Source organism: Porticoccaceae bacterium LTM1 (assembly GCA_030252795.1).
In the GTDB taxonomy this organism is placed as follows: Bacteria; Pseudomonadota; Gammaproteobacteria; order Pseudomonadales; family Porticoccaceae; genus SCSIO-12696.
Genome location: CP127080.1, coordinates 2,365,438 through 2,389,290 on the forward strand (window position 1 = coordinate 2,365,438; position 23,853 = coordinate 2,389,290).

The following is a 23,853-nucleotide window of genomic DNA, read 5'->3' on the forward strand; positions in this document are numbered from 1 at the left end:
AGCTTCCTGCACTATCTGGAGTAAAGCGATGAACCTGGAGACCCTTGCCGCGCTGGCAGCATTTGCCTTGGTATCTTCTATAACACCGGGCCCCAACAACATTATGCTGATGACTTCCGGAGTGAATTTTGGCTTCAGGAGGACCACGCCGCATATGCTGGGAGTGGCTATCGGCTTTACCATTATGGTGGTTCTGGTCGGGATTGGTGTCGTGCAAATCTTCGACTTGCTGCCAGCAAGCTACTTTATTCTCAAGATAGTCAGCATTACTTATTTGCTCTTTCTGGCATTCAAAATCGCCACATCAGCACCTCCGTCAGATGAGACAAAAAGTGACGCTACTCCACTGACCTTTATGCAAGCCGCATTATTTCAGTGGGTAAATCCCAAAGCATGGATGATGGCTATTACTGCAATCAGCATATATGCACCATCAAAATCACTCTATGCAGTAAGTTTGGTGGCTCTGGTTTTCGGCCTGGTCAACCTGCCTTCCGTTAGTGTATGGACAGTTATGGGCCTGCACCTGCGAAGACTGCTCACAAACACCAAACGACTGCGTGCGTTTAATGCCTCAATGGCGATATTGTTAGTGCTATCTCTGTATCCGGTTGTACTTTAAGAATTACCAGCTTCATTTACAGATTGGCAGTCGGTTAGAGGTTTCTTGGGGACGCATCGAAAAAGTGGCAGTTAAATATACGGTATTTCCCCGTATATTTAACTGCCACCAAAATACTTGGCGTTTGCCTGCTGGAACCAACTTCTTTGGGCTGGAACCTCATCTTCCAGCAATGCCTTTTTTACGCAGGATACATATTTTGCGTCATCACTCATAATGTGGGAAATCAGCCACTGCTGAAGAAAGACCGCAAGATCACCGGCAATATCTTCTCCTTGTTCACAACGCCGCTGCATATCCTTAATCAGCTTTGTAAAAGTTGTGTGAGCCACAGTATGCTCCGGCAAATCCTGATATCCCGCTTCCTCAAGCATAGCCTCCTCGAATACCAGGTGTGAAAACGTATAATCAACCAGGTCAGCCAGGACAATGTTTATACAACCCCGGCTCTTTGACTCATTAACCACCTCACAAACCCGATTGATGTAATCAACAATTCGGCGATGTTGCTGATCAATAACATCAATGCCCAACTCATACTCGCCAGTCCAAACAAAATGCGACATATCACCACCCGGGTTAACCAAACAATCTGGACATCCAACTCGCCTTGCGTAATTTCACACGCTTGGCAGCCGCAACCATATTCACCTTTACAATATCACTGTAATCCCTGTCGTCGTGCTTGATGTGGTTAATTAACCAGGCTTTCAGGGTATGCATCAATTCATCCGTGACATCCTGATGCGCCTTGGCCTGCTGGCAATAACCCTCTATTCGCCGAGTAAAAAGGGCATGTACTTTTTTATGAGCTTTAAAAAAAGGGTATCCCGCCTCTTCCATCAGGCTCTCTTCAAATGCGAAATGCGATAGCGTGTAATCAACCAGCTCATCCAGCACTTCCATCAACTCCTGATGACTGTGGTGCTGCTTCGCCAACTCCACCTTATTGATGTACTCCACAATCCTCTGATGCTGACTATCAATAACCCCGATACCCAACTCAAGATCGGATGACCACTGCAGACTCATTAACTTACCCTCAGCCAAAGCAAAACTTACGGGCAAGTTTAAGTCGCCGCCATCGTCTCTCAAGACAGAAATGAAGCAAGGATGATTTAAATCAATCGGGATTGTGCAGATATTAAAAAATTACTCGAAGGGTTCACAAAACTTCCCATTCCGACCATCAATCGCAAACCGCAGGATAGCTTCGAACTATGTGGGCAACCCATCAAAGCACGGCAATAGGCTCAGCTTCTTAACCCAATCAGCTTCACTGTTCAAAAATATTTTTGCATTCGGAGCAATAGGTATTGGTGAGTCCAGGCTTCCTGCAGGTACAGTTAGCAGCCTCGTCGCCTCAGAATAGGCGGGCATCTTAGAGCCACATGTTCTGCAAAAACAATTTGTATGGCGAGTACCCGACAACTGGTAAGTACATACATTTTCACTACCTGCCAGCCAGGATAGTACCGCAGACCGAGAGAACAGGTTTGCCGCATGTGCTGAGCCTGTATCCTTTTGACAGTATTCACAGTAACAAAGAAAGAATGAATCAAAGCGCCCAGTCACTTCATACCTGATAGCACCACACAAACATGAACCTTTAACTTTTTCGCTCACTGTAACCACCTTGCATTTCAATTTAAAAGTTCGCAAAGAATAAATGATACAAGACAAGTATAAGTCTATGAGGCCAACTTCAAGCCAACGATACCAAATGTAATTAACCCAAGGCTCACCAATTTAATTATGCTCAACGACTCACTGAAAAGCAGCACGCCTGCCACAGCGGTACCTACAGCTCCAATCCCTACCCAGGTTCCATAGGCCACACCCAACGGCAGGCTTCTGAGCGATAACCCAAGCAGCACGAAACTGACAATAAGAAAGGATAACGTAACAACAGACGCCATTGGTCTGCTGAATCCGTCGGTGTATTTGAGGCCTACAGCCCAGGCAATTTCACTAAGACCTGCAAGAACCAGAATGAACCACGCCATATATTTGATCTCATATATGGGGTCGTCCCCTGTATAGATGGAGCGGTGAGGTCGTCCTCACTTCCTGATTGAATGCGGATTTTAGCCTATTCACACCTGAATTCAAGCGCCAAACATTTTCTGTGCAAGTTACGTCACCACACTATTTTTTCGCGGAAAAAGCTTCATGGTAAGTAACCTCCCCCTGCGGCCAATCTCCCTTTAACAAGGCTGCCTGAAAATATTCCGCCGGCACACCCTGAAGAATCAATCCATCAATTGGCTTAAACCCAAACCGCTGGTAATAACCAGGATCACCTAACAACACACACCCCTGAGCCCCCAACTTCTTCAATTCAGCCAATGCATCCAGCATTAACTGGGAACCAATGCCTTCTCCTTGTTTGTCTGGCACAACCGAAATTGGCCCCAGTCCATACCAGCCTGTAGAGCCATCGGAAATAGCCACCGGAGACAACGCCACATGCCCGACAATCTCACCGTCTACTTCAGCGACAAGAGTAAGAGATAAAGCCCCTGCCTTTCTCAGCTCCCTCACAATAAACTGCTCTGTGTGATCGGTATGCGGAGCATTCAGAAATGCAGAAACAATGACATCGTGTATCTTTTGAATATCATCGTTGGTTTCTTTGCGAATATTGATTATCAAGCACTACCCCCTAAATGAATCATTTAACAGATTCAACATACTCAGATGGAAATTTCAGGTTATTTAGAATTCGCTTAAGACGCTCTACATATTCTGGGTCCCGCGCGCTCAAATCAAAGGGCTGAGCAAGCATATAGCATATTGCAGGGGATACTTCGTGCTCGGACAGGTGAGCCACCACTTTTTCTGGACAGTAATCCCCAAGGCCTGGCGCGCTATAGAGATGATTAAGCTCCGACTGAGTCAAAGAGATCAGCATACCGTATGCACGGGCATCTTTAACTGGAACCAATGCCGCGCGCTGGCCAATCCTTAACGCGTAATCGTCTACATATGCGCGACGGCAGTTTGACGGCTCAACTCCAGCTTGGCGTAGAACCTGCTCATCCATAAACAAGCCGTAGAAAAAAACATCTAACTTTTTAGGGTTCATTTAGACACCTTTTAACCAGAAATAACCTCAGACACCCCCCTGCCAAACCTTACTCCGATGACGTATTGATTAAGCCAATATCCCTAATCAGCTGAACCATTATTTCATCCATCGCAGATTTTGTTGAGTCGCGAATGGCATCCATCATCCCAAAAACACCGGCAGCCCACATTTGAACTGTTTGCCCCTCACCTGATGCCTTATAGGTTTGATTAATAGCCTCTATACCCTTTTGCCTCAGCACTATGTGAATGGAAATATTGGCTTTATAGTCTTGATAACTATAGTCAACAAGGTCAAAAATTATCAGATTCTCTGGTTCTCCGATTTCGCGTGCTTCTACCAGCCCATTAAATACCGACTGAATTTCTTGTGACTTGAGTGTTTCATCCAGGATATCCCCAAACTCCACAATCCATAAATTGGCGTAACCGACTGTTAGTGCCCTGAACTCATAGCGGTGATCTTTAACCGCCTCTGTTTTCTTATATTCCGCAGAGAGTCCTGTATAGGGAATAACTTGCTGACTCTTATTCTTTACCAAGTAATCCCCGTAACCATCCGCAACATGATGATTTATGGAACACCCAGTACTGAGCACCAGAAACAATGCAATAATTGCTTTCTTCATTTGATCAAACATCGCAATCGCCTCGTCAATTCAATCATCCAAGCAAAACAATCAAAAGATTAGAGCATCCCCATCAAATGCGTTAGGTGTCACAATCAAACAGCACACAAATTTGACACAAAAGAAAAAGTTACATTATGGGTAAACCTTGGCAGGTCTTAAAAGATTTCAACCTCAATCTTGTGAGATCAATATATGTGCACCTACCCTCCCACAAATATTGATTAACAAAAGATAGAGGGTCGCAGAGACTGATTCAAGATACCTGGAATCAAAAAAAGAACCAGAACACCCTCTTCCCAAGAAAAGTTTTCTTAACAGTGTGAATACCTGAAATCACTTGTCATCCTGAGCGCTGTGAAGGATCTCTGTCTGTCTTGGTGTTAGAGCCCCTCCCTGCGCTCAGGATGCCCCCCCTAAAGTAGCTCTTTCCCAGACCTGGCAGGTCGCGACGATTTGTCAGTTATATGAGGATCGACCTGCCAGGTCTGGGAAAAAGCGGATTTAGCACTCATAAATCCGCATCATCAAAAGACTCTGAGTAACACACTTTGTCATTCTGAACACAGTGAAGAATTGCTCCGTTTCAGAATTTGAGATTGACGCCTTCGGCGCCCAACGCGCTGTGCGCTTTTATCTTCGTTGCACCCAGGATGACAAAAGTGCGGCAAGAGGCTGCTACCTCCCGTAATACAAAGCTACCGTATGCTTGGCCTCGGCAAAAAACAGCCAACGCTCCGTAATTACGCCTAGAGCCATAGTTAGTACAGCGAGGCTAACGGCCAGTGTTCGAAAATCTGCATCTACCAAGGCAACCAAAAGTAGTAACAAGGGCAATACAAACGCATTGATGATGGCGATGCGGCGCAATTTGCGGGCATGCTTGCGGCCGATTTGAAAACCCATTTCCTTGAGCAGGTAGTTCTCGTGGCTGTGAGGAGACTGCACTTGTGAAACCTTTCCGTATTGGCCAAGGCCGGTAGCAGACTCTATGGTACTTTTTGGCTCTTGATTAAAAATGCTCTGCCAATAAAACAGTTTCACCATGGCCGCCAGCACCACGGCAAACAACGCGGCGAGAACAATTGAGTCTGTCCACACACCAAACCAGGCCATCAATGCGGTGAGTAATACCAGGCCTGTCATTAAACCGAGCACCACATAAGCTGCTGGTACCCAGCCGTTGTGCCAGGCTTGAATCGGTTTTAGTGAGGCGTAAATCATTGAGGTGGTAAATATGGTCAGCAAACTCAAGGCGGCGGTGATTAACCCCATAACGCCAAAGTAGCCGCTCAACTCTTTTTCCATTACCCACCCCCAAGCCATCGCCAGCGCTGGCAAGTAGGTTAATACCGCACACAGGCCTTCGCGGCTCAGCCAGGATGTGCGCCATTGGCTCATTGCTCTCCATGCGCGTTCGGGATGACCGAGGTGAAAGGTTGATGATAATAAGCCGGCAGTAACCAGTACCAATGCCAGGCCAATAGCTACTCCCCCAAACAGGGCATTATCGGCTGGCAACATTTGAAAGTAGCCACCCAGTCCGAGCAAGGCCAACAGACCGTAACCTGCACCAGACATGGTGGTGAAAAAAATTACTGAAAATGCGGGATGCATTTATTTACCTCGTTATGTTCTTTCCTGTCATTCCCGCGAAAGCAGGAATCCACCATTCTGCAAGAATGGATCCCCGCTTTCGCGAGGATGACGATTAATTATTTGGACAAAATCTTATCAATCCACTTCAACACGGCACTTTGACTATCTTGCACCGTCGGTTCCAACAGCACCGGGTCCGGAAAGGGATCAGTCATAGTGCGTGGGGGCAGGTATTTGTTTACCGGTTGAGTGCCTTGCTCCGGCATCAAATCAAAACCTTCCCGCTCTGCCACCAGCCTGGAGACGCTGGAATTCGGATCACCGAGGTCGCCAAAATGCCTGGCCCCTGTTGGGCAAGCTGCTACGCAGGCGGGTTTTCGGCTGTATTCCGGCAGGTTGTCGTTGTAGATTTTATCGACGCAGAGAGTGCATTTTTTCATAACGCCACTGTCTTCATCGAATTCCCGCGCACCGTATGGGCAAGCCCATGAGCACAGTTTGCAGCCGATACAAATATCACCATTAACCAGAACAATACCGTCTTCCTCACGCTTGTAAGAAGCACCTGTCGGGCAAACGGTTACGCAGGGTGCGTTGTCGCAGTGCAAACAGGATTTTGGAAAGTTAACGGTGCGACTGTAGTCAGCGGTGTGGGCGTCTTTTACATCCACTTCGTAACTATGGATACGGTTAAACCAGACACCGGTTGGCTCGGCACCATAGGGGTTAATGTCGGTGAGTGGCGCGGGGTGTCCACCGGTATTCCACTCTTTGCAACTGGTTGCACAAGCCTGACAGCCAACACAGGTATCCAGGTCGATTACCAGACCGAGTTTTTTATCGGTTTTTTTGGGTAGCGCGGTCATTTTTCGGCCTCCTGCTCATCGTCACTCCCGCGCAGGCGGGAGTCCATGGGGCTTGAATCAGAATGGATTCCAGCCTTCGCGGGAATGACGCCTGAGCTGAACTGCTCACCAAAACGCAACACCTGTGGGCGATCAAAAGCGATATTCTCTTCCGGTAATTTTTCAAACAGCGGCTCAGTGTGCTTCGGCTCGTTATCTTCGCAACGCACCAGTTTTACCCGCAGATCAAACCAGGCAGCTTGACCGGTGACCGGATCGGAGTTGGAGTAGCGGCGGCCATCTTTTTTCGGGGGCAGCAGTTCGGAAATCACATGGTTGAGCAAAAAGCCCTTGTTTGCTTCTGGTGCATTTTCATCAAGCCCCCAGGCACCTTTACGTTTACCGATGGCATTCCAGGTCCAGACGGTATTCGGATTGACGCCGGACATTATTTTTACCGGTGCTTTTACCTTGCCGTGCGGGCTTATCACCCACATCCAGTCCTCGTCAGCGACACCATATTTAGCGGCGAGATCTCGATGCAGATAAAGATAGTTGTAGCTGGTGAGCTGTCGCAGCCAGGCATTTTGCGAACCCCATGAGTGGTACATATGCATGGGGCGTTGTGTGAGCGCATGAATGGGATACTCGTCGGTATCCACCATTTCGCTTTCAAAAGGTTCGTACCAGAACGGCAGCGGGTCGAAGTAGTCATTAAGCCGCTCGCGCAAATATTCTGGCGGCTGGTGTTCACCATGCCCCTGCGCCGCCAGGCGGAAGCGCTGCAGAGGCTCGCTGTAGAGTTGCATCACAATGGGAGCCGTGGAACCGATCCAGGCACTGTCGCGCGCAAACTCCAGATAACTTTTGTTAGCAAATTTGAAGTAGCGCTGATCCGGGGTAAATTCGTGACGCCAGAAACAGCCGTTATCGATATAACGCTGCAGCTGGTCAGGATTGGCATCACCGGTACAGTGGCTTTCGCCATCTTTTCCGCGCCATCCAGCCAGTGGGCCGGTATTGGCGGTGCGCAAATGGTTGGCAATGTAATTGGCGTAACTACTGTATTTGGCGGTTCCATCTCCTTCAACAAATCCAGGCAAGCCAAGCCGTGAACCGAGATCGATGAGCACATCCTGGAACGGACGAACATCGCGATCCGGCTCCACCACGGGCTGGCGAATAGAATCGGAAGCCCCATCGGCATCACCAATAGGTCGATCCAGCAATGAGATACAGTCCCAACGCTCCAGATAGGTGGTGTCCGGCAGAATCAGGTCGCCGTAGGCCACAGTCTCCGAGTAGTAGGCATCTGAATAGATGATATGGGGAATCTTGTAGTCACCATTTTCATCTTTGTCGGTGAGGTATTTCATGGTGGCCGGCGTGTTCATGGACGAGTTCCAGGCCATGTTGGCCATATACATAAACAGCGTATCCACTGGATAGGGGTCACCCGCCCAGGCATTGTGAATACTCATGTGCATCATGCCGTGGGCAGCAAGAGGGTATTCCCAGCTGTAGGCTTTGTCGAGCCGGGTCGGATTGCCGTCATCATCTACCAGCAGATCTGCCGGTTCCAGAGGGAAGCCCAGCGGCATACCTGCCAACGGTTCGCCGTTGTTAAATCCTGCGGGTTTGGCGCCAGGGGGGGCGTGCTTGGGGAACGGAGCCTTGTAGCGGAAACCGCCGGGCACATCGACACTTCCAAGAATCATTTGCAGCAGGTGGATTGCCCGACAGGTGTGAAAACCGTTGGAATGAGCCGATATGCCGCGCATTGCGTGCATGGACACCGGTCTGCCGATCATTTTTTCGTGCTTGCGACCTGCCCAGTCCACCCAGGGCACATCGATCTCAATCTGCTGATTAAAGGCAACATCTGCTATCTCGGCAGCTATGCGCTTGATGTCTTCCGCCTTGATGCCCACTTCTTTGGCAACCGCATCTGCAGAGTATTGTGGATCAAAAAAGCGTTCCACCATCAGCTGGAAAGCTGGCACCGCTTTACGACCATCCGGCAGTGAGTATTCACCAACCATGGCTGGGGAAATATCGACACTGGCTGATGCCTGTAATGCATTGGTCTCTTTATCAAAGCAGAGTGTCTGGCCTTCTTCATCGCGAGCAAACAGACCGTGATCAGCTGCCCCTTCGTCCCGAATCACTAACCATGAAGCATTGGTGTAACGCACCAAATAATCCCAGTCCACCTTCTCAGCCTTAAGCAGCTCCTGAATGATGGCGGAAACAAACAACCCATCAGTACCGGGACGCAGCCCAATCCACTCATCAGCAATGGCGGAATATCCGGTACGGACAGGGTTGATGGAAACGAATTTGGTATCTTTGCGGGCCTTGAGTTTGCCGAGACCAATTTTGATGGGGTTGGAGTCATGATCTTCGGCAACACCGAACATCATAAAGTACTTGGTGTGCTCCCAGTCCGGCTCACCAAACTCCCAGAACGATCCGCCGATAGTATATAGACCCGCTGCAGCCATATTGACGGAACAGAAGCCGCCGTGAGCAGCGTAGTTCATGGTGCCAAATTGCTTGGCCCACCAGCCAGTCAGCGACTGGCTTTGGTCGCGACCAGTGAAGAAAGCGAGTTTGCGAGGGTCGCAGTTTCGAATATTCCCGAGCCACCCGGTAGCGATCTCCATCGCCTCGTCCCACTCGATTTCCTTGAACTTGCCTTCGCCGCGCTCACCAATACGCAGCAATGGCTTGGTAAGCCGAGCCGGGGAATAGTGCTGCATGATACCTGCAGAACCTTTTCCGCAGAGCACCCCTTGGTTTACCGGGTGGTCCGGGTTGCCCTCAATATAGCGAATTGAGCCATCTTTGAGGTACACACGAATACCGCAGCGACAGGCGCACATGTAACAGGTGGACGTTTTTACCTCATCAGCTACTACCGGGGCGGTATCCACCTGCTCGGTAACCGTCGCGAATGGATTCAGCGACATCGATCTGCCTCCTAATCTTGGGGAGAACGCGCACTGGGATGAACTGGCATCGGGCTTGAAGCACTGGGCTTCGATTATGGATCTGGTTTTGCCCGGCACTCTGGCCAACAACAAATGCAGCAGAATCTCACATATAGTCATTATTATTAGGAAGTAAAATGCCCAAATTGACACAAAGACGCAAGCTTTACTTTTACCTGATTCCCTCTATGACGAAGATTTGTAACTTGGTTTCACAATGACAACTAGTCACGGAATTTTGTTCTTTCACACATAAATTGGTTCGGCGTGGAGCGCACAACTGCTAAAATCCCTGACCCTTTAAGACCTTCAGCCATTTACTTCACAAGAAGACAAAATCACTGTGTCGCAACTCAACCCCCAACAGCACAAAGCCGTCCATTACATTGATGGGCCCCTGCTGGTTTTGGCGGGTGCGGGATCAGGCAAAACCAGTGTAATTACCCGCAAGATTGCTTACCTGATCGAACAGTGCGGTTACAACGCGCGTCATATTGCTGCAGTTACCTTTACCAACAAGGCCGCTCGAGAAATGAAGGAGCGAGTCGGCAAGCTGGTGAAAGGCAAGGCCAGTCATCGCCTTACGGTATCTACGTTCCACAATCTGGGCCTTAATATCATTCGTCAAGAGATCAAAACGCTCGGTTTTAAAAGCGGCTTTTCGATCTTTGACCAGGACGATGCCAAGTCACTGTTGAAAGAGCTGATGATGCGCGAGTCGGAGCTGGATGCCGACCACGTTGACCTGGTTCAAAACCAGATCTCCAGCTGGAAGAACGACCTGATGTCGCCTGCCCAGGCAATGTCCAAGGCACAAAGCCCCGGTGAACAAACCCTGGCGATGCTTTACGAGCGCTACACCAGCGCCCTGCGTGCATACAACTCGGTGGACTTCGACGACCTTATCCTTATTCCTGTGCAACTGTTTCGCGATTACTCCGAGATACTTGCCAAGTGGCAACGCAAGATTCGCTACCTGCTGGTGGACGAATATCAGGACACCAACTCAGCCCAGTACGAGCTGGTGAAATACCTGGTAGGACAGCGCGGTGGCCTGACGGTGGTTGGCGACGATGACCAGTCCATCTACGCCTGGCGCGGTGCAAAACCGGAAAACCTGGTCAAGTTGGGCGAGGACTACCCTTCCCTGAATCTGATCAAGCTGGAGCAGAATTACCGCTCCACCGCACGCATCCTGAAAGCCGCTAACACCCTGATCGCCAATAACCCCCACGTCTACGAAAAGACTCTGTGGAGTGAGCTTGGATACGGAGAGCCACTACGGTTAGTGCGTACCCGGAATGAAGAGGACGAGTGCGAGCGGGTTGCCCACGACATTCACGCCCAGCGACTGTCTCGCAAGTGCCAGTTCAAGGACTTTGCCATTTTGTATCGTGGCAACTTCCAGGCGCGCCTATTGGAATTGAAGCTACAAGCCAATGGTATTCCTTACCATCTAAGTGGTGGTACTTCATTTTTCTCACGTGCCGAGATCAAGGACATCATGGCCTACCTGCGGCTATTGATTAACACCGACGACGACAACGCTTTTTTGCGGATCATCAATACTCCGCGCCGCCAGATTGGCGCCTCCACACTGGAGAAGCTCGGCGAGTACGCTAATGAGCTACATATCTCCATGTACGACGCCATTGCTGACGCGGGCATTGAAGGACGAGTACCAGCACAATCATTAACCCGACTGCGCCGCTTCCATGAATGGCTGCGGAACGTGCAGCGTCATGCCGCCGGTAATGACCCCGTTGCAGCTATCAAGGAGATGATCGAGGACGTCGACTATGAAGGCTGGCTACACCACAACGCCAGCTCGGCAAAAGTGGCGGAAAATCGCTACAAGAATGTGCTGTTTTTGGTGGATCAACTGGCCAACACCATCGGGCGCCTGGATGAGCAGGCTGAAAACCCATTGGAAAGTGCCATCACCAAGTTGATTCTGCGGGATATGATGGAGCGTCAGGAAGAGGAAGATGCCGACGACAAAGTGCAGCTGATGACAATGCACGCTTCCAAAGGCCTGGAGTTCCCTCATTGCTACGTGATTGGTATGGAAGAGGACCTGCTCCCACACCGCACCAGTATCGACGAAGACAATATCGACGAAGAGCGCCGCCTTGCCTATGTAGCCATCACTCGAGCCCGCCAGACTCTCACCATGACTCTGGCGGCAAAACGCAAGCAGTATGGCGAAATCATTGAAACCACCCAGAGCCGATTTCTGGATGAGCTGCCGCAGGACGATATAGAGCGAGAGGGTTTTGGCGAACACAACCCCGAAGCTAACAGGGAGAAAGGCAATCGCTCACTGGATGCCCTGAAAGAGCTATTCGGCTGATAAATGCTCGTGCACAAAAAAGCCGCCGGTGCACTGCAACGACGGCTTTTTCATAAGATCACTTACTTCAGGCTATCAAGCATGTGCTGAATAGCAGCTTTGATCTCATCTTCACTACAGTCAAAGCAGGTACCTTTCGGCGGCATGGCATTGAAACCGTTCCAGGCATGCTTGAGCAAAGTCTCCATGCCCTGATCCGCACGCGGCTTCCAGGCAGCTGCGTCGCCCAGCTTTGGCGCACCGGAAGCACCGGTGGCATGGCAGGCAAAACAGGACTTTTTGTAGATATCTTCACCGGAACGCGGGCCAGCAGGAGCGGCAGCTACCGGAGCAGCGGCAATCGCATCACCTTCCATAGCTACTTCACCAACAGGGGCAATACGGTCGACAATCGCCTTTTCCTGTTCAGCAGTGTATTCCGCCGGCTCGTCACTGCCACAACCGGACAGCAGCAGGGCCGACCCCAACAAGGCGGCAATCAATCCCGCAAATTTCTTTTGGCTCATGCTCGACTCCAAATCGATTTTAGTAGGCTTGCAATAATAAAGCGGCGATTATAGCGTCAAACCGCACTCCATGAAATGGCATCAGATCATGGACTCATCGCGCCATAAACAGTATCATGCGCGACTCCCTGCACCCGTAGCTCAGCTGGATAGAGTGTCGGCCTCCGAAGCCGAAGGTCGCGCGTTCAAATCGCGCCGGGTGCGCCAAACTGTAAAGCCCGCCAGAATAACTCTGGCGGGCTTTTTTAATGCCTGCCCTGTCACAAAATCCCCTTCCAACCAACATATCTCTGTCACACAGTTCATCTAGGATGCCGACGTCGCAAATGGATGCGCACACACTGGAGGAACATCGCATGAAGATTCAACTTATCACCCCGATACTGATTGCCACCAGCCTGATGACCTCAACCGGACACTGCACAGCACCACTGGATGACGTCATTCAAAAAAGTCAAAAGGACATGAATGAAAAGCTGCAAAAAAAGCTGGATGCCCAGCTTGATAAGCTGCTAACGATGGAAGATCAGAAGCTGAAAGAGCCCAATCCGACTGCAGCATTGCCAACTATACAGCCAGCCCCAAAGACCAAGGAGTCAAATCCAACAGAAGGTGAGCTTGACTCACTGCAGCTGTTTTTGGAAAAAGCTTGGGACTGGATTATTGGTCGCGATAAAGAGTGAGCTCGCTGCCGATTAAAGAACGCCATGGAGATACTCAACCGTGTCGACTCGAATAGGCATAAAGTAGATATTGGTGTCATTTTCACTCACAAATTGCATTACCCGGCGTGCAAACTGCTGATTGCCCATCAGGGTAAACGAGTATCCTGGCGGAAATACCACCTGATTAGTGTGTTGCCAGTAATTTTTAGATTTCTCACCGATTACTGGCGACACCCCCCAATACACTTCAAGACCAGAAAGCACTTCGTAAAAAGCCTTCAGCAACGTCAGGGAAAAAAATGGCTGGGTAAAAAAACAGCTGGCCCCTGCCATCACTTTTTGCTGGGTATAGTCCAGCTCTTTCTGCAAGTTTTGTCGGTAAGGGTCTAGTCCGGCGATTATTTTTTTATCCGGGTGAGTACTACGAATATACCGAATCAAGTCCAGACAAGTTGTGGAATAGATTGATCGGGAAAAGCCCTGAGGCGGGTCTCCCGATACGACCAGCACCTCATGGAAACCGGCGATGGCACTCTCAAGGAATTCGGGGTGATCCAGATTAAAGTCCCGAGCCCTCAAATGGGGGATATTTCTCTGGAAATAGCGCCCTGTATAGCGACAAGCCTCCCAGCTGTGAATTGGCATTCGAAGTAGATCGGGAATATTGACTGTGTCCAGATAGGGAAATGATTCCTGCAACCCGGAGCAATCATGGTCCAGGTGTTGATAAGAGCGCGGCACCAACTCGACGGAAATTTGCGTCATCGAATTCTCTCAATGTCAGCGACATCGCTTGGTATATCAAGCTTAGTCCAGATCCTGAAAGCTGACCAACTAATCTGATAGAGTCACCTCCAACTTTGGCCTCCCTCTTCTTTGCGCCAACAAAAAAGCCGGCCTAAAGGCCGGCTGATTTGTAAATTCAGAATGGTTAGTCACGCATAAAATGGCAACTGTATCCACCCGGATGTTTTTGCAAATAGTCCTGGTGATACTCTTCTGCAGGCCAAAAATCCTTCGCCGGCGCTACCTGAGTCACAATAGGCTTATCCCAATCACCGGAGGCATCCACCGTTTTAATGACCTCTTCCGCAATCTCTTTCTGGTGTTCGTTTTCGTAAAAAATAGCACTGCGATACTGGGTGCCAATATCGTTACCCTGACGATTAAGGGTTGTGGGATCGTGCATCTTGAAGAACCAGTCTTTGAGCAATACCTCAAAGCTCAGCACAGAAGGATCGTAGACCACCTTGATACTTTCCGCGTGGCCGGTATTTCCCTTTTTCACTTCCAGGTAGGTGGCATGATCCAACTCACCGCCGGTATAACCCACTTCAGTCTCAATCACACCTGGAATACTGCGAATGATTTCTTCCATTCCCCAAAAACATCCACCAGCCAAAATGGCTGTTTCTTTCGTTGCCATAGTGCTCTTCTCTGTTGCCTCATACAAACCCGCCTCCATGAAGCGGTTCAAATATTTGCCATAGCCTTGTTCAGCCATCTCCGCCAGCGGAACAAAGCGTAACGCTGCCGAGTTGATACAATAACGCAACCCACCTTTATCTCTGGGACCATCATTAAATACATGGCCGAGGTGCGAATCCGCTGTCGCGCTGCGCACTTCCGTACGAATCATGCCATGACTGATATCCCGCTTCTCTACTATTTCCGCTTCATCAATAGGGTGGGTAAAACTGGGCCAGCCGCAGCCGGAATCATATTTATCCAGGCTACTGTAAAGTGCTACTCCCGAAACAATATCGACATAGATACCGTGATCGTGATTGTCCCAAAACTCATTGTGAAAAGCCGGCTCGGTGCCGTTTTCCTGCGTCACCCTGTATTGAATAGGGGTCAAGTTTTCCTTCAGGGTCTTTTTATCAGGCATGACAAACTCTCTTTCTGACGCTTTTTTTGTGTCATCCGCAGACATTGAGCCCGCAGAGTACATAATCGCTACCAGCCCGCACAACGAAAGTAATAGTAAGCTTTTCCGAAACATTTTTTGGCCCCACGTTTTCAACTAACTGCCAGCGCTATGACTGGCAACATGGGGCAAAGTTCAGCGTGTTTATGACTTATAACCTAAAAAACAAGCAACAGGGCTATCACACATACCCAGAGTGTAAGAGCTCGATAAAACAGCTGCTTGACCATTTCCAGATCTGTTACACCGGCAGAGGATACATCCGCCTGCAGGTCGATAGTCAACGCTCCTTCCACATAGTGAGCCAAGACATTTGGCGTTGTGCGAACACCACAGAAAAAGCATTCACGCCAACGCTGGAAACAGCTGGCAAAGTTGCCAACCAGAGCAAATGTAAGTCCCAGCAAACGAGCAGGCAACCACTCAAGCAACCACAACCAACGCTCACCGCGATCAAGTTGCGACTCTTCCAGGCCTGATGTTTCAGTGTATAACTGGGTCAATCGATACAGTAATGCGCCGGGAAGTCCCAGCAGGGCAAACCAGAAAACCACCGGGAAGGCGTGTTCAAAGAATCGGTATGAGAGCGTTTCCAGAAGATCGCGCTGAAACTCTGCATTAGTCTGGGCACTTGTAACGCGGTTGTTAAGATGCAGTTCCTCGGCATCATGGTATGCAGCCTGAAAATCATTGCGGGCAAAATCGCCCTCAAGCTTATCGAAGCGAGATACAAGGTCGCCACGGCCAATCACATAAAGCATGCCGAGTAGTTCAATAGCAAACTTCAACAGTCCATTTCCAAAGTAATCCACTGTGGCCAGAATTAACAACAGCACTACTACCGGAAGCGCCAGCATTGTAAAAAAGCGGATTAATTGCCGGTTTTCGCCTTTTATATAATCGATCCATTTACGATACCAGCCATCCTGCTGTATCCAGCCAAGATCCGGCAACATGTGGTGAAGCCACAACGCTACGATGATCACTAAAAATTCCATGCTTAGACTCCCAACATATTGTTATATTTTTGCCAGTCAAAAGATGGTCCGGGGTCAGTTTTTCGCCCTGGAGCAATGTCACTATGGCCTGTAATTCGCTCTACTGACATTTTAGGATAGTGCTTTAACAACAGACGACTTACTGACGTCAGGCACTCGTATTGTTCTTCTGTGTACGGCTCTTCATCAGTTCCCTCAAGCTCTATGCCAATAGAAAAGTCATTGCAATTAGCCCGGCCATCAAACTCCGAGGCTCCGGCATGCCAGGCGCGCTGATCAAAAGAGACGAACTGCGTTATTTCTCCCTGGCGGTCTATCAGCAGATGAGAAGAAACCTGAAGGTCAGCAATCTCCTCAAAATAACTGTGCTCTGTAGGTATGAGGCAGTTGGAAAAAAACTTTTCGATGAATCCTCCGCCAAATTGTCCTGGCGGCAAGCTGATGTTATGAATCACCAGCAGGTCAATAGCGCAACTTTGCGGACGCTCATTGAAATTGGGGGATGGCACCTGACGTACGCCGGTTAACCAACCGTTGTCATCAATTTTCAGGAATGATGGTAGAGATTGTTGCACAGGTTTTTGAGCCTCGGGGATTTCTCACAGTCTAACCCGAGGTCACTTAAAAATGTATAGAAGCTGTTTCATAACTACTGCACTTGGTGATACGGCGTTAAAAAGGGGCTCAAAATGCTCATTTACTTCAGTAAACTCCGCCTTTTCGCCCCTTTTTGCCTTGTCTTACCTGCGTTCGCTACGTTATCAAATAGCTTCTGGGTGGAAGCGATTTCGATCAGGAAGGGTTGGCCGGGTTCTTGCCGTCCCGAATGTCTTTGACAATACCAGCCAGCGCCCTGTCAAACATCGGTGAGTTATCCAGCAAAATCAGATTCTGGTTTTTCAGCTCAACCGCCATACGCTGGCGGCTTCCTTCTGCAACTTTGTCACCGGTGCGGTTTACGAACAACAGGCGCTCTCCGGGCCCAACAAGGCCTGCAAAACGAGCACGCCTGGAGCCCTGCTCCGGGGTCTTGAATTGCACCCAGGTACCGCGCTCAATGGACTCGATATCATGGAGGTGGGCTTCATCGACATCCTGGTCAGCAACATCGTCCTGTTCTGCATCCACTTCACCAGGGATACTCGGGGAGACCGTATCAACCCGCTGCCGCTCTAATTTGTTAATAGATCCTGCGACACCCGCCTGAAGCAGTTGCTCCATTCCGCGAACCAGATGTTCTGCCTGGTAAGGGTCCAGGGCAACTTCGTCCAGCTTGCCGCGAACACTTTCCAGCAATTGCATGGCCTGACGAAGGCTGAAGGCTTCGTGACCGAGCACAGACAGATCAATCACTTCATCAAGGATATGCAGAGAAGCGCGCCAGGAATCTGAACTGGGGCCATCGCGCAGGTGAGACAGGAACAGCACGTTGCCCCAAGCCTGCTCAACAAATGTCAGGGTAATTTTTGGAAGCTCAAGACCCAGCAAGCGGCTTTCCAATTCGCGTTTTACAGCGAGATGGGAGAAGTTCAAGCGGGCGCGAGCCGCCTCTTCTTCCATCAGGCGTCGTTCTTTGCTGGCACTGCGGCGACGTTCTTTATCTACAAAGGCAATAAAGTCGGTCAGCAGGCGAGTCAGCGTTGTATCATCACCTGCCGCACTTTGCAGCTGCTGCAAAACATCATGAATTTTTTGATAGAGAGGATCTTTTTCCAGCTTCTCTTGGGGATCAAACCCAATAGATGCCTGAGCAACTTCGTTGATCAGACGTCGAGCCGGGTGGCGTTCTTTGTCAAAAAACGTTGGATCCTTCAACGCCACTTTCATAATGGCCATTTCAAGGCCACGCATCTCTGGTTCAATAGATGATGCCAGACCATGATCGATACGCACCCGCTTAAACATATTATCAACCAGATGGATCACTCCCTGGTCTCGCGGTGACAGGCTCGCCTCTCCTCGAGTGGCATAAAGCTGTTGAGTGATCGCCTCAACTAATGAAGGCTCCTGATCACCATCAGCCTGGACAATTGATTCGAGTTGAATACTCGTAACCGCCTCAAGAACATCTTCCAGGTCGTAAGCTCTGCCACTGACTACATCGCCTTCTGCAGGCAATGAGCCGCCTTTCTGGCGCGCCAGAACCGAGTTTAGTTGAGCAACCAGACGACCGTAATTGGACTTTTGAGCATCGCTTTCACCGAAACCAGGACTATTTCCGGCTTCATATCCAAACTCTTCCCGGAAAGCACCTTCCCCCACTGGGCGTTGAGGAGCCGGACGCTTTGGCGGAGCCGGTTTGCGAGCTTCACTGGCAGGTGAGATTCCCAGTTCTTCCAGCAGCTGGTTGCTTTGACGCAGCAGCTCCGACAAGGTCGAAACTACATGGCGGTCAAACAGTTTCATCAGCACCAGCTTGGAGCGAATACCAATGTCCAGGCCTTCTACGGATTTGAAGAAGGCATCACAGACCACATCAGGCCCAAGCGGGTTGGTCTTGGAGGTAACTTTATATGCAGCCATCGTATCGAGGCGGCGACAGATCTGCTGTAACTGTTGTTGGCACAGCTCTTCAGACTTGGACACCATGGTATCCAGCGCAATAATTTCTTCCAGCTCGTCGTCAGCAACCAGCTCAAAACCATTGCTGCCACTTTTTGCGGCTATCGGCTTGAGCTCTTCGAGGTCAGGATCAATCAGTCGATCAAAGGCGTTGCTGACTGCTCCAACAAAAGCACGCTCAATAGCTTTGCGCTCTACTCGAATGAGGCGCATGGCATCGAAATAATGGGTTTGCTGGCGATGGTTATCGGCGCTGTCGGCCAGATCAAAGAAGGTGTCATCCACTTGATCAAGAACTACTTTCAAGCGGGCTGCGAAGTGCCTTTCTGCACGATCACGTAACATACGCATAGGCGGCGGCATAGCTCCGGATTTGTCCGAAGACGTAGCCGACTTCACAAGATGTAAATGCCTGTCTGTCATATGTGCTCGTGTGCTTTTGATTGGTGAACAAACGTCCCAATCTATTGTAATTTTATGATGACCTCCCTGTCATATAACTTGCCGACGATAATACTCATGCTTTCGTTGGGGGTAAATTTAAAACTAGTGAATCTTCAGTAGTTTTCATCGCCAATTTCCCCCCGCTGGTCACATTTGTGATGCAAGTCACACAAAGAATGCCACATGTATCCCAATGATGGTCAATTTTTGCACGGATCACAATCAGCAGTTCCACTGGTATAATCCCCGCCCAACGCTAAGGGGGCAATATGCAGATTGATCAAAAGCTTCAACAGGACATCCATGACAGTGTGGCGAGAGCCCTGCGCGAGGATATCGGCGATGGGGATATTACCGCACAACTGATTCCCGCCGAACGCCAGGCTGAAGCGCGGGTAATCTGCCGTGAAGCAGCTATTCTATGCGGTCAACCCTGGGTGGATGAAGTTTATCGCCAATTGGACCCCAGCGTCGAAATCCAGTGGCAAGCCGCTGAAGGGCAGCAGGTGGAAGCTGATCAGGTACTGTTTACCCTTAAGGGCAATGCCCGCAGCTTGCTCACCGGCGAACGCGCAGCACTGAACTTCCTGCAAACCCTGTCCGGCACAGCTACCACCGCCCACCAGTTCAGCCAGCTGATTGGCAATAGCAAAATTCGCATTCTCGATACTCGCAAAACGATTCCAGGGCTGCGACTGGCGCAAAAATATGCAGTAAAGGTCGGCGGCTGTCACAACCACCGCATCGGGCTCTACGACGCCTTTCTGATTAAAGAAAACCATATCGCCGCCTGCGGTGGCATTAAGCAGGCTGTTACCAAAGCCCACGAGATTGCGCCGGGCAAGCCCGTAGAGGTTGAAGTGGAGTCCCTGGAGGAGTTGCAGCAGTCACTGGATGCAGGTGCAGATATTGTCATGCTGGACAACTTCACCAAAACGATGGTTGAACAGGCTGTGACCCTGTCCGCCGGACGGGTAAAACTCGAAGTGTCTGGCAATATCACTCAGGAAGGCATCGCCGACGCAGCCACGGCAGGTATTGATTACATCTCATCCGGTGCACTGACCAAACATTGTCGAGCCATTGATTTGTCGTTTCGAATTACCGGATAAACAGTTTCTACACTGTATGGGACAGAATGCGACTGATCTCCGCCAGGGGTCGGCCCGACTGCTCTTGCAGATCGTTAAACACCGCCTGAATCTTATTCAGGTCCCGTTGTGATGATGGACTGATACGGTCAATCAAGCCGTGATTGACCAGCGCGGCCTTCACATCGTCACTGAGAATGAATGTGTCTTTTCCCATGCTGCGCAAAAACATTGGCCCACTGTTCCCACCCAACCGCGCTCCACGCTTTTTAAGCACGGCCCACAAACCGACAATATCTTCACTGGGCCAGTCAGCGATAAAATTACCCACACCGCCATGCTCCCTGATCAGGTCCATTACAAATTGGGCATTCTCTCGAACAGTTTTGATTTTCTGAAAATTTCGCACGATACGCTCATCACGAGCCAGTTCTTCAAGCTTTTCATCCGAGTAATGTGCTGTGACTACCGGATTGAACTCATTGAATGCAGCTTCAAATCCGGGCCATTTGGCATCAATTACTCGCCAGACAAAACCCGCCCGAAATACACAGCGGGTCATCATCGACAGATATCGATCATCACCAACGGCGCACAGCTCATCAGCAGACTTTACTGATGGCAAAAGCTGAGCAAGTTCCGATTTGCCGCCAACCTTCTTCACTGCGGCTTTATAGAGGGTATCAAAACGGGTCATGACGCTCTCGACAGTTGATATTGATCAATGGAAGAAGGCACTACTGTTATACAAGCCAACCAATGCGTCAACTCAACTCACGGTTTGGTGTATCCTTACGGGCTGATAACCGACTTCAAATCGCCCACAGAATTCTGTAAGGACTTCTATGAAATCTCGTCGAATCAGACTACCTATTGCGCTTGCCGCTTCCATCACAGCTGCTTTATTGGGCGGATGTGGCAATGACCAGAATAACGACAGCAGCCTTACCGCCAACGAATCTGTCAACCAGTTACTGGATGCTCTCTACATGGAGCGCATCAATCGCAGCCCTATTGCCTTAACCAGACTGGGCAGCAAAGAACAGTACGGTATGTGGGACGATATTACGGATGATGCCCAGGATCGTCTCCAAGGGTTGCGAATGCAACATTTAAGTCGAATCAACAAAATTGACATCAGCAACCTGGATCACCAGACACAACTGAGTGTGCAGTTGGCCAAGCAACAATTAAAGCTGGAAATTGACGGTTACCAGTGGCGCCAACACGATTACCTGCTGACTCAAATGGGTGGCCTGCACACCGAAGTAGCAAGTATCTTGATCAACCAGCATCGCATTGACACCGTTGCCGATGCCGATGCCTACATTTCCCGACTGGGCCGACTGCAAACGCTGTTTGACCAAACTATAGAGCAGCTGCGTACCCGTCAGGCAAAACATATTATGCCGCCAGCCTTTGTACTCAGCGATGTGGTAGATGCCTGCAAAAATATTATCAGTGGCGCTCCGTTTGATGATGGCCCGGATAGCCCGCTATTTACTGACTTTAAAACCAAAGTGAATGCCCTGGATATCGACTCTGCACAGAAAGACCAGTTGATTACCCAGGCAGCAGCCACCCTGAAACATGTCACCTATCGCGCCTACTCAAAATTGATCGCGTTTACCGGAGCCATGCAGCGCAGCGCGGATGAACGCGCCGGTATCTGGAAACTCGAAAAGGGTGATGAGTATTACCGCTACCTGCTGCGTAAGTTCACCTCTACCGACATGACCCCGGATGAAATCCATCAGCTCGGGCTGTCGGAGGTAAAGCGTATTCACAACGAAATGGATCAATTGCGCGAGCATGTTGACTTTAAGGGTGATTTGCAGGAATTCTTTGAATTCTTCCGCACCGACAGGCAGTTTTTCTACCCAAACACCGAAATTGGCCGCGCAGAGTTTTTACAGCGCAACCAAGCTGCCATTGAAAACATGAAATCAAGGCTGCCAGAAGTGTTTGGCAAACTACCCAAAGCCGAACTGGTGGTCAAAGCAGTTGAGCCGTACAGAGAGGCTTCAGCAGGCATCGCATTTTACAGTAGACCGGCAGCCGACGGCTCTCGACCGGGTATTTACTTCATTAATCTCTATGACATGAATGCCATGCCCAATTACCAGATTGAGGCGACTGCCTATCACGAAGGGGTGCCGGGCCATCATATGCAAATTGCCATTGCCCAGGAGCTGGACAACCTCCCCAAATTACGTAAATACAGTCACGATACAGCTTATATGGAAGGTTGGGCACTCTACACCGAGCGCCTTGCCAAAGAGATGGATATGTACCCAGACGCCTACAGCGACTTCGGCCGCCTTACTCTGGAACTGATGCGTGCCATTCGTCTGGTCGTAGATACCGGCATTCACAATAAGCAGTGGACCCGCCAGCAGGCTATCGACTGGTTCCTTGCCAATAGCCCCCACCCGAAAGAAAAAGTCGTCAGCGAGATCGAACGCTATATGGTGATACCGGGTCAGGCAACAGCTTATTCCATTGGTATGCTGAAAATCCTTGAATTACGTGAGAAAGCAAAAAATACTCTGGGCAATAAATTTGATTTGCGCGCCTTTCATGATTTGATTCTTGGTAATGGGGCACTGCCACTGGATTTGCTGGAACAGGAAGTGGATTACTGGATTAGCAAGCAGAGTTAATTGTTCTGCCTAAAAAAACCGCCCTATGGGCGGTTTTTTTAGGCGGTTTTTAATATCGTCAACAAATTCTGTACATGCTCTGCGGCATCGTGCCCCAAACCGGTCAGGTAACCGCCATCTTCCTGTGAGATCAGCCCTTTTTGATGCAGTCGCTGGGTAGCCGCAACCAGTTCCGGGCGGGCATCAGAGTGTACTTTAATGCCCTCTTGGGTGGTTTCCAGATTAAACATCGCCAGAATTTCCAACTCTTCTTTTAACTCAGGGGTAAACGCCATCTCTCGTTCCTCAGCTGGTCGTGAGGTTATCAGTGTGCGCTATCGCCACTTGATATTGCAACCGATACTTGGGTGTTGTATTTCGTTTACGTTCTTTCCTACCAATATTGAATCCATGGCGGCACGCAAGTCCGCACCGGTTACAGGCTCTGAATTGCCTGGTCTTGAGTCATCGAACTGGCCGCGATAGACCAATTTGAGATCGCGATCAAACAGGAAAAAATCCGGTGTACAGGCGGCATTATAGTCTTTCGCTACCTGCTGACTCTCATCGTAGAGATAGGGGAACGGGTAGTTTTTTTCAGCCATTCGCTCAGGGCTGTCATCCGGGTAGTTATCGGCATCATTGCTGTTGATTGCGACAATGCCGATACCGCTCTGTTTATAGTCCTTACCGAACTTTATCAGCGCCGATTCAATGTGTTTCACAAAGGGGCAGTGGTTACAGATAAACATCACCAGTGTGCCCTTTTCGCCCGCCAGCTGTTGCAGCGAATTACTCTGCCCACTCTTGGGCTCAGGCAGAGTAAATTCGGGAGCTACTGTGCCCAAGGGCAACATGGTTGATGGCGTTAAGGCCATTGCGTA

24 protein-coding genes and 1 tRNA gene are annotated in these 23,853 nt (G+C 49.8%); 6 read left to right on the plus strand and 19 right to left on the minus strand.

Annotation, left to right across the window (positions count from 1 at the left end):
• Window positions 1-28: 28 nt before the first annotated feature.
• Window positions 29-622 carry a LysE family translocator gene (locus QP938_10315; protein ID WIO73686.1) on the plus strand — a complete coding sequence of 198 codons (594 nt, stop codon included), beginning with the start codon at window positions 29-31 and terminating at the stop codon, window positions 620-622.
• A 98-nt stretch (window positions 623-720) separates the two neighbouring features.
• Here the strand turns inward: QP938_10315 and QP938_10320 are convergent, their stop codons facing one another.
• From QP938_10320 to QP938_10365, 10 genes are all read right to left on the minus strand, one after another.
• The gene (locus QP938_10320) at window positions 721-1,188 is read right to left on the minus strand and encodes a bacteriohemerythrin (protein ID WIO73687.1); all 468 of its coding nucleotides are present in this window, start codon (window positions 1,186-1,188) and stop codon (window positions 721-723) included.
• A gap of 13 nt (window positions 1,189-1,201) precedes the next feature.
• Window positions 1,202-1,654 carry a bacteriohemerythrin gene (locus QP938_10325; protein ID WIO73688.1) on the minus strand — a complete coding sequence of 151 codons (453 nt, stop codon included), beginning with the start codon at window positions 1,652-1,654 and terminating at the stop codon, window positions 1,202-1,204.
• Between the two features lie 186 nt (window positions 1,655-1,840).
• The gene (locus QP938_10330) at window positions 1,841-2,197 is read right to left on the minus strand and encodes a GFA family protein (GenBank protein ID WIO75654.1); all 357 of its coding nucleotides are present in this window, start codon (window positions 2,195-2,197) and stop codon (window positions 1,841-1,843) included.
• Between the two features lie 116 nt (window positions 2,198-2,313).
• The gene (locus tag QP938_10335) at window positions 2,314-2,628 is read right to left on the minus strand and encodes a multidrug efflux SMR transporter (GenBank protein WIO73689.1); all 315 of its coding nucleotides are present in this window, start codon (window positions 2,626-2,628) and stop codon (window positions 2,314-2,316) included.
• Window positions 2,629-2,770: 142 nt separating this feature from the next.
• Complete coding sequence (locus QP938_10340) at window positions 2,771-3,277, minus strand: N-acetyltransferase (protein WIO73690.1); 507 nt, start codon at window positions 3,275-3,277, stop codon at window positions 2,771-2,773.
• A gap of 19 nt (window positions 3,278-3,296) precedes the next feature.
• Window positions 3,297-3,710 carry a gamma-glutamylcyclotransferase family protein gene (locus tag QP938_10345; protein WIO73691.1) on the minus strand — a complete coding sequence of 138 codons (414 nt, stop codon included), beginning with the start codon at window positions 3,708-3,710 and terminating at the stop codon, window positions 3,297-3,299.
• A 49-nt stretch (window positions 3,711-3,759) separates the two neighbouring features.
• Window positions 3,760-4,353, minus strand: coding sequence for a hypothetical protein (locus QP938_10350; protein ID WIO73692.1), 594 nt, complete (start codon window positions 4,351-4,353; stop codon window positions 3,760-3,762).
• A gap of 666 nt (window positions 4,354-5,019) precedes the next feature.
• Window positions 5,020-5,958 carry a dimethyl sulfoxide reductase anchor subunit gene (locus tag QP938_10355; protein ID WIO73693.1) on the minus strand — a complete coding sequence of 313 codons (939 nt, stop codon included), beginning with the start codon at window positions 5,956-5,958 and terminating at the stop codon, window positions 5,020-5,022.
• A 98-nt stretch (window positions 5,959-6,056) separates the two neighbouring features.
• Window positions 6,057-6,806, minus strand: coding sequence for a 4Fe-4S dicluster domain-containing protein (locus tag QP938_10360; GenBank protein ID WIO73694.1), 750 nt, complete (start codon window positions 6,804-6,806; stop codon window positions 6,057-6,059).
• Complete coding sequence (locus tag QP938_10365; protein ID WIO73695.1) at window positions 6,803-9,757, minus strand: molybdopterin oxidoreductase family protein; 2,955 nt, start codon at window positions 9,755-9,757, stop codon at window positions 6,803-6,805. The genes QP938_10360 and QP938_10365 overlap by 4 nt, the downstream gene beginning before the upstream one ends.
• 364 nt (window positions 9,758-10,121) lie before the next feature.
• Between QP938_10365 and rep the strand changes: the two genes are divergently transcribed.
• The gene (rep, locus tag QP938_10370) at window positions 10,122-12,131 is read left to right on the plus strand and encodes a DNA helicase Rep (protein WIO73696.1); all 2,010 of its coding nucleotides are present in this window, start codon (window positions 10,122-10,124) and stop codon (window positions 12,129-12,131) included.
• Between the two features lie 62 nt (window positions 12,132-12,193).
• Here the strand turns inward: rep and QP938_10375 are convergent, their stop codons facing one another.
• Window positions 12,194-12,637, minus strand: coding sequence for a cytochrome c5 family protein (locus QP938_10375; protein WIO73697.1), 444 nt, complete (start codon window positions 12,635-12,637; stop codon window positions 12,194-12,196).
• A gap of 130 nt (window positions 12,638-12,767) precedes the next feature.
• On the opposite strand from QP938_10375, the gene QP938_10380 reads away from it, so the two are divergent.
• Together QP938_10380 and QP938_10385 are read left to right on the plus strand one after the other, a co-directional pair.
• Window positions 12,768-12,844, plus strand: a tRNA-Arg gene (locus QP938_10380).
• 149 nt (window positions 12,845-12,993) lie between these two features.
• Complete coding sequence (locus QP938_10385; protein ID WIO73698.1) at window positions 12,994-13,320, plus strand: hypothetical protein; 327 nt, start codon at window positions 12,994-12,996, stop codon at window positions 13,318-13,320.
• Window positions 13,321-13,332: 12 nt separating this feature from the next.
• Here the strand turns inward: QP938_10385 and QP938_10390 are convergent, their stop codons facing one another.
• From QP938_10390 to QP938_10410, 5 genes are all read right to left on the minus strand, one after another.
• The gene (locus tag QP938_10390) at window positions 13,333-14,067 is read right to left on the minus strand and encodes a methylenetetrahydrofolate reductase (protein ID WIO73699.1); all 735 of its coding nucleotides are present in this window, start codon (window positions 14,065-14,067) and stop codon (window positions 13,333-13,335) included.
• 166 nt (window positions 14,068-14,233) lie between these two features.
• Window positions 14,234-15,193, minus strand: coding sequence for a bifunctional methionine sulfoxide reductase B/A protein (locus QP938_10395; protein WIO73700.1), 960 nt, complete (start codon window positions 15,191-15,193; stop codon window positions 14,234-14,236).
• Window positions 15,194-15,390: 197 nt separating this feature from the next.
• A complete protein-coding gene (gene ampE / locus QP938_10400) occupies window positions 15,391-16,230 on the minus strand; it encodes a regulatory signaling modulator protein AmpE (GenBank protein ID WIO73701.1) in 840 nt (279 codons plus the stop codon).
• A gap of 2 nt (window positions 16,231-16,232) precedes the next feature.
• Window positions 16,233-16,781, minus strand: coding sequence for a 1,6-anhydro-N-acetylmuramyl-L-alanine amidase AmpD (ampD, locus tag QP938_10405; GenBank protein WIO75655.1), 549 nt, complete (start codon window positions 16,779-16,781; stop codon window positions 16,233-16,235).
• A gap of 241 nt (window positions 16,782-17,022) precedes the next feature.
• On the minus strand, window positions 17,023-19,143 hold the full coding sequence (locus QP938_10410; GenBank protein WIO73702.1) for a DUF1631 family protein: 2,121 nt from the start codon (window positions 19,141-19,143) through the stop codon (window positions 17,023-17,025).
• A 362-nt stretch (window positions 19,144-19,505) separates the two neighbouring features.
• Here QP938_10410 and nadC point away from each other — a divergent pair, with 362 nt between their 5' ends.
• Window positions 19,506-20,348: a carboxylating nicotinate-nucleotide diphosphorylase gene (nadC, locus tag QP938_10415; GenBank protein ID WIO73703.1), complete on the plus strand. Its 843-nt coding sequence runs from the start codon at window positions 19,506-19,508 to the stop codon at window positions 20,346-20,348.
• Window positions 20,349-20,355: 7 nt separating this feature from the next.
• On the opposite strand, the gene QP938_10420 is transcribed toward nadC, so the two are convergent.
• Entirely contained in the window at window positions 20,356-21,024 is a 669-nt protein-coding gene (locus QP938_10420; GenBank protein ID WIO73704.1) for a DNA-3-methyladenine glycosylase I, read from the minus strand.
• A gap of 148 nt (window positions 21,025-21,172) precedes the next feature.
• Between QP938_10420 and QP938_10425 the strand changes: the two genes are divergently transcribed.
• Complete coding sequence (locus tag QP938_10425) at window positions 21,173-22,990, plus strand: DUF885 domain-containing protein (protein WIO73705.1); 1,818 nt, start codon at window positions 21,173-21,175, stop codon at window positions 22,988-22,990.
• A gap of 38 nt (window positions 22,991-23,028) precedes the next feature.
• Here QP938_10425 and QP938_10430 read toward each other — a convergent pair whose 3' ends face one another.
• Window positions 23,029-23,265 (minus strand): TIGR02647 family protein, encoded by a 237-nt coding sequence (locus QP938_10430; GenBank protein ID WIO73706.1) that lies wholly within the window; start codon window positions 23,263-23,265, stop codon window positions 23,029-23,031.
• A 39-nt stretch (window positions 23,266-23,304) separates the two neighbouring features.
• Window positions 23,305-23,847 (minus strand): thioredoxin family protein, encoded by a 543-nt coding sequence (locus tag QP938_10435; GenBank protein ID WIO73707.1) that lies wholly within the window; start codon window positions 23,845-23,847, stop codon window positions 23,305-23,307.
• Window positions 23,848-23,853: the final 6 nt, after the last annotated feature.

Excerpts from the sequence above, each read along its gene's own strand:
- QP938_10350 (WIO73692.1), bottom strand. The coding sequence starts at position 4,353 with ATGTTTGATCAAATGAAGAAAGCAATTATTGCATTGTTTCTGGTGCTC.
- QP938_10360 (WIO73694.1), bottom strand. The coding sequence starts at position 6,806 with ATGACCGCGCTACCCAAAAAAACCGATAAAAAACTCGGTCTGGTAATC.
- QP938_10315 (WIO73686.1), top strand. The coding sequence starts at position 29 with ATGAACCTGGAGACCCTTGCCGCGCTGGCAGCATTTGCCTTGGTATCT.
- QP938_10345 (WIO73691.1), bottom strand. The coding sequence starts at position 3,710 with ATGAACCCTAAAAAGTTAGATGTTTTTTTCTACGGCTTGTTTATGGAT.
- QP938_10410 (WIO73702.1), bottom strand. The coding sequence starts at position 19,143 with ATGCGTATGTTACGTGATCGTGCAGAAAGGCACTTCGCAGCCCGCTTG.
- QP938_10320 (WIO73687.1), bottom strand. The coding sequence starts at position 1,188 with ATGTCGCATTTTGTTTGGACTGGCGAGTATGAGTTGGGCATTGATGTT.
- QP938_10385 (WIO73698.1), top strand. The coding sequence starts at position 12,994 with ATGAAGATTCAACTTATCACCCCGATACTGATTGCCACCAGCCTGATG.
- QP938_10355 (WIO73693.1), bottom strand. The coding sequence starts at position 5,958 with ATGCATCCCGCATTTTCAGTAATTTTTTTCACCACCATGTCTGGTGCA.
- QP938_10425 (WIO73705.1), top strand. The coding sequence starts at position 21,173 with ATGAAATCTCGTCGAATCAGACTACCTATTGCGCTTGCCGCTTCCATC.
- QP938_10430 (WIO73706.1), bottom strand. The coding sequence starts at position 23,265 with ATGGCGTTTACCCCTGAGTTAAAAGAAGAGTTGGAAATTCTGGCGATG.
- QP938_10375 (WIO73697.1), bottom strand. The coding sequence starts at position 12,637 with ATGAGCCAAAAGAAATTTGCGGGATTGATTGCCGCCTTGTTGGGGTCG.
- ampE (WIO73701.1), bottom strand. The coding sequence starts at position 16,230 with ATGGAATTTTTAGTGATCATCGTAGCGTTGTGGCTTCACCACATGTTG.
- QP938_10420 (WIO73704.1), bottom strand. The coding sequence starts at position 21,024 with ATGACCCGTTTTGATACCCTCTATAAAGCCGCAGTGAAGAAGGTTGGC.
- QP938_10395 (WIO73700.1), bottom strand. The coding sequence starts at position 15,193 with ATGCCTGATAAAAAGACCCTGAAGGAAAACTTGACCCCTATTCAATAC.
- QP938_10390 (WIO73699.1), bottom strand. The coding sequence starts at position 14,067 with ATGACGCAAATTTCCGTCGAGTTGGTGCCGCGCTCTTATCAACACCTG.
- QP938_10365 (WIO73695.1), bottom strand. The coding sequence starts at position 9,757 with ATGTCGCTGAATCCATTCGCGACGGTTACCGAGCAGGTGGATACCGCC.
- nadC (WIO73703.1), top strand. The coding sequence starts at position 19,506 with ATGCAGATTGATCAAAAGCTTCAACAGGACATCCATGACAGTGTGGCG.
- QP938_10335 (WIO73689.1), bottom strand. The coding sequence starts at position 2,628 with ATGGCGTGGTTCATTCTGGTTCTTGCAGGTCTTAGTGAAATTGCCTGG.
- QP938_10325 (WIO73688.1), bottom strand. The coding sequence starts at position 1,654 with ATGAGTCTGCAGTGGTCATCCGATCTTGAGTTGGGTATCGGGGTTATT.
- QP938_10435 (WIO73707.1), bottom strand. The coding sequence starts at position 23,847 with ATGGCCTTAACGCCATCAACCATGTTGCCCTTGGGCACAGTAGCTCCC.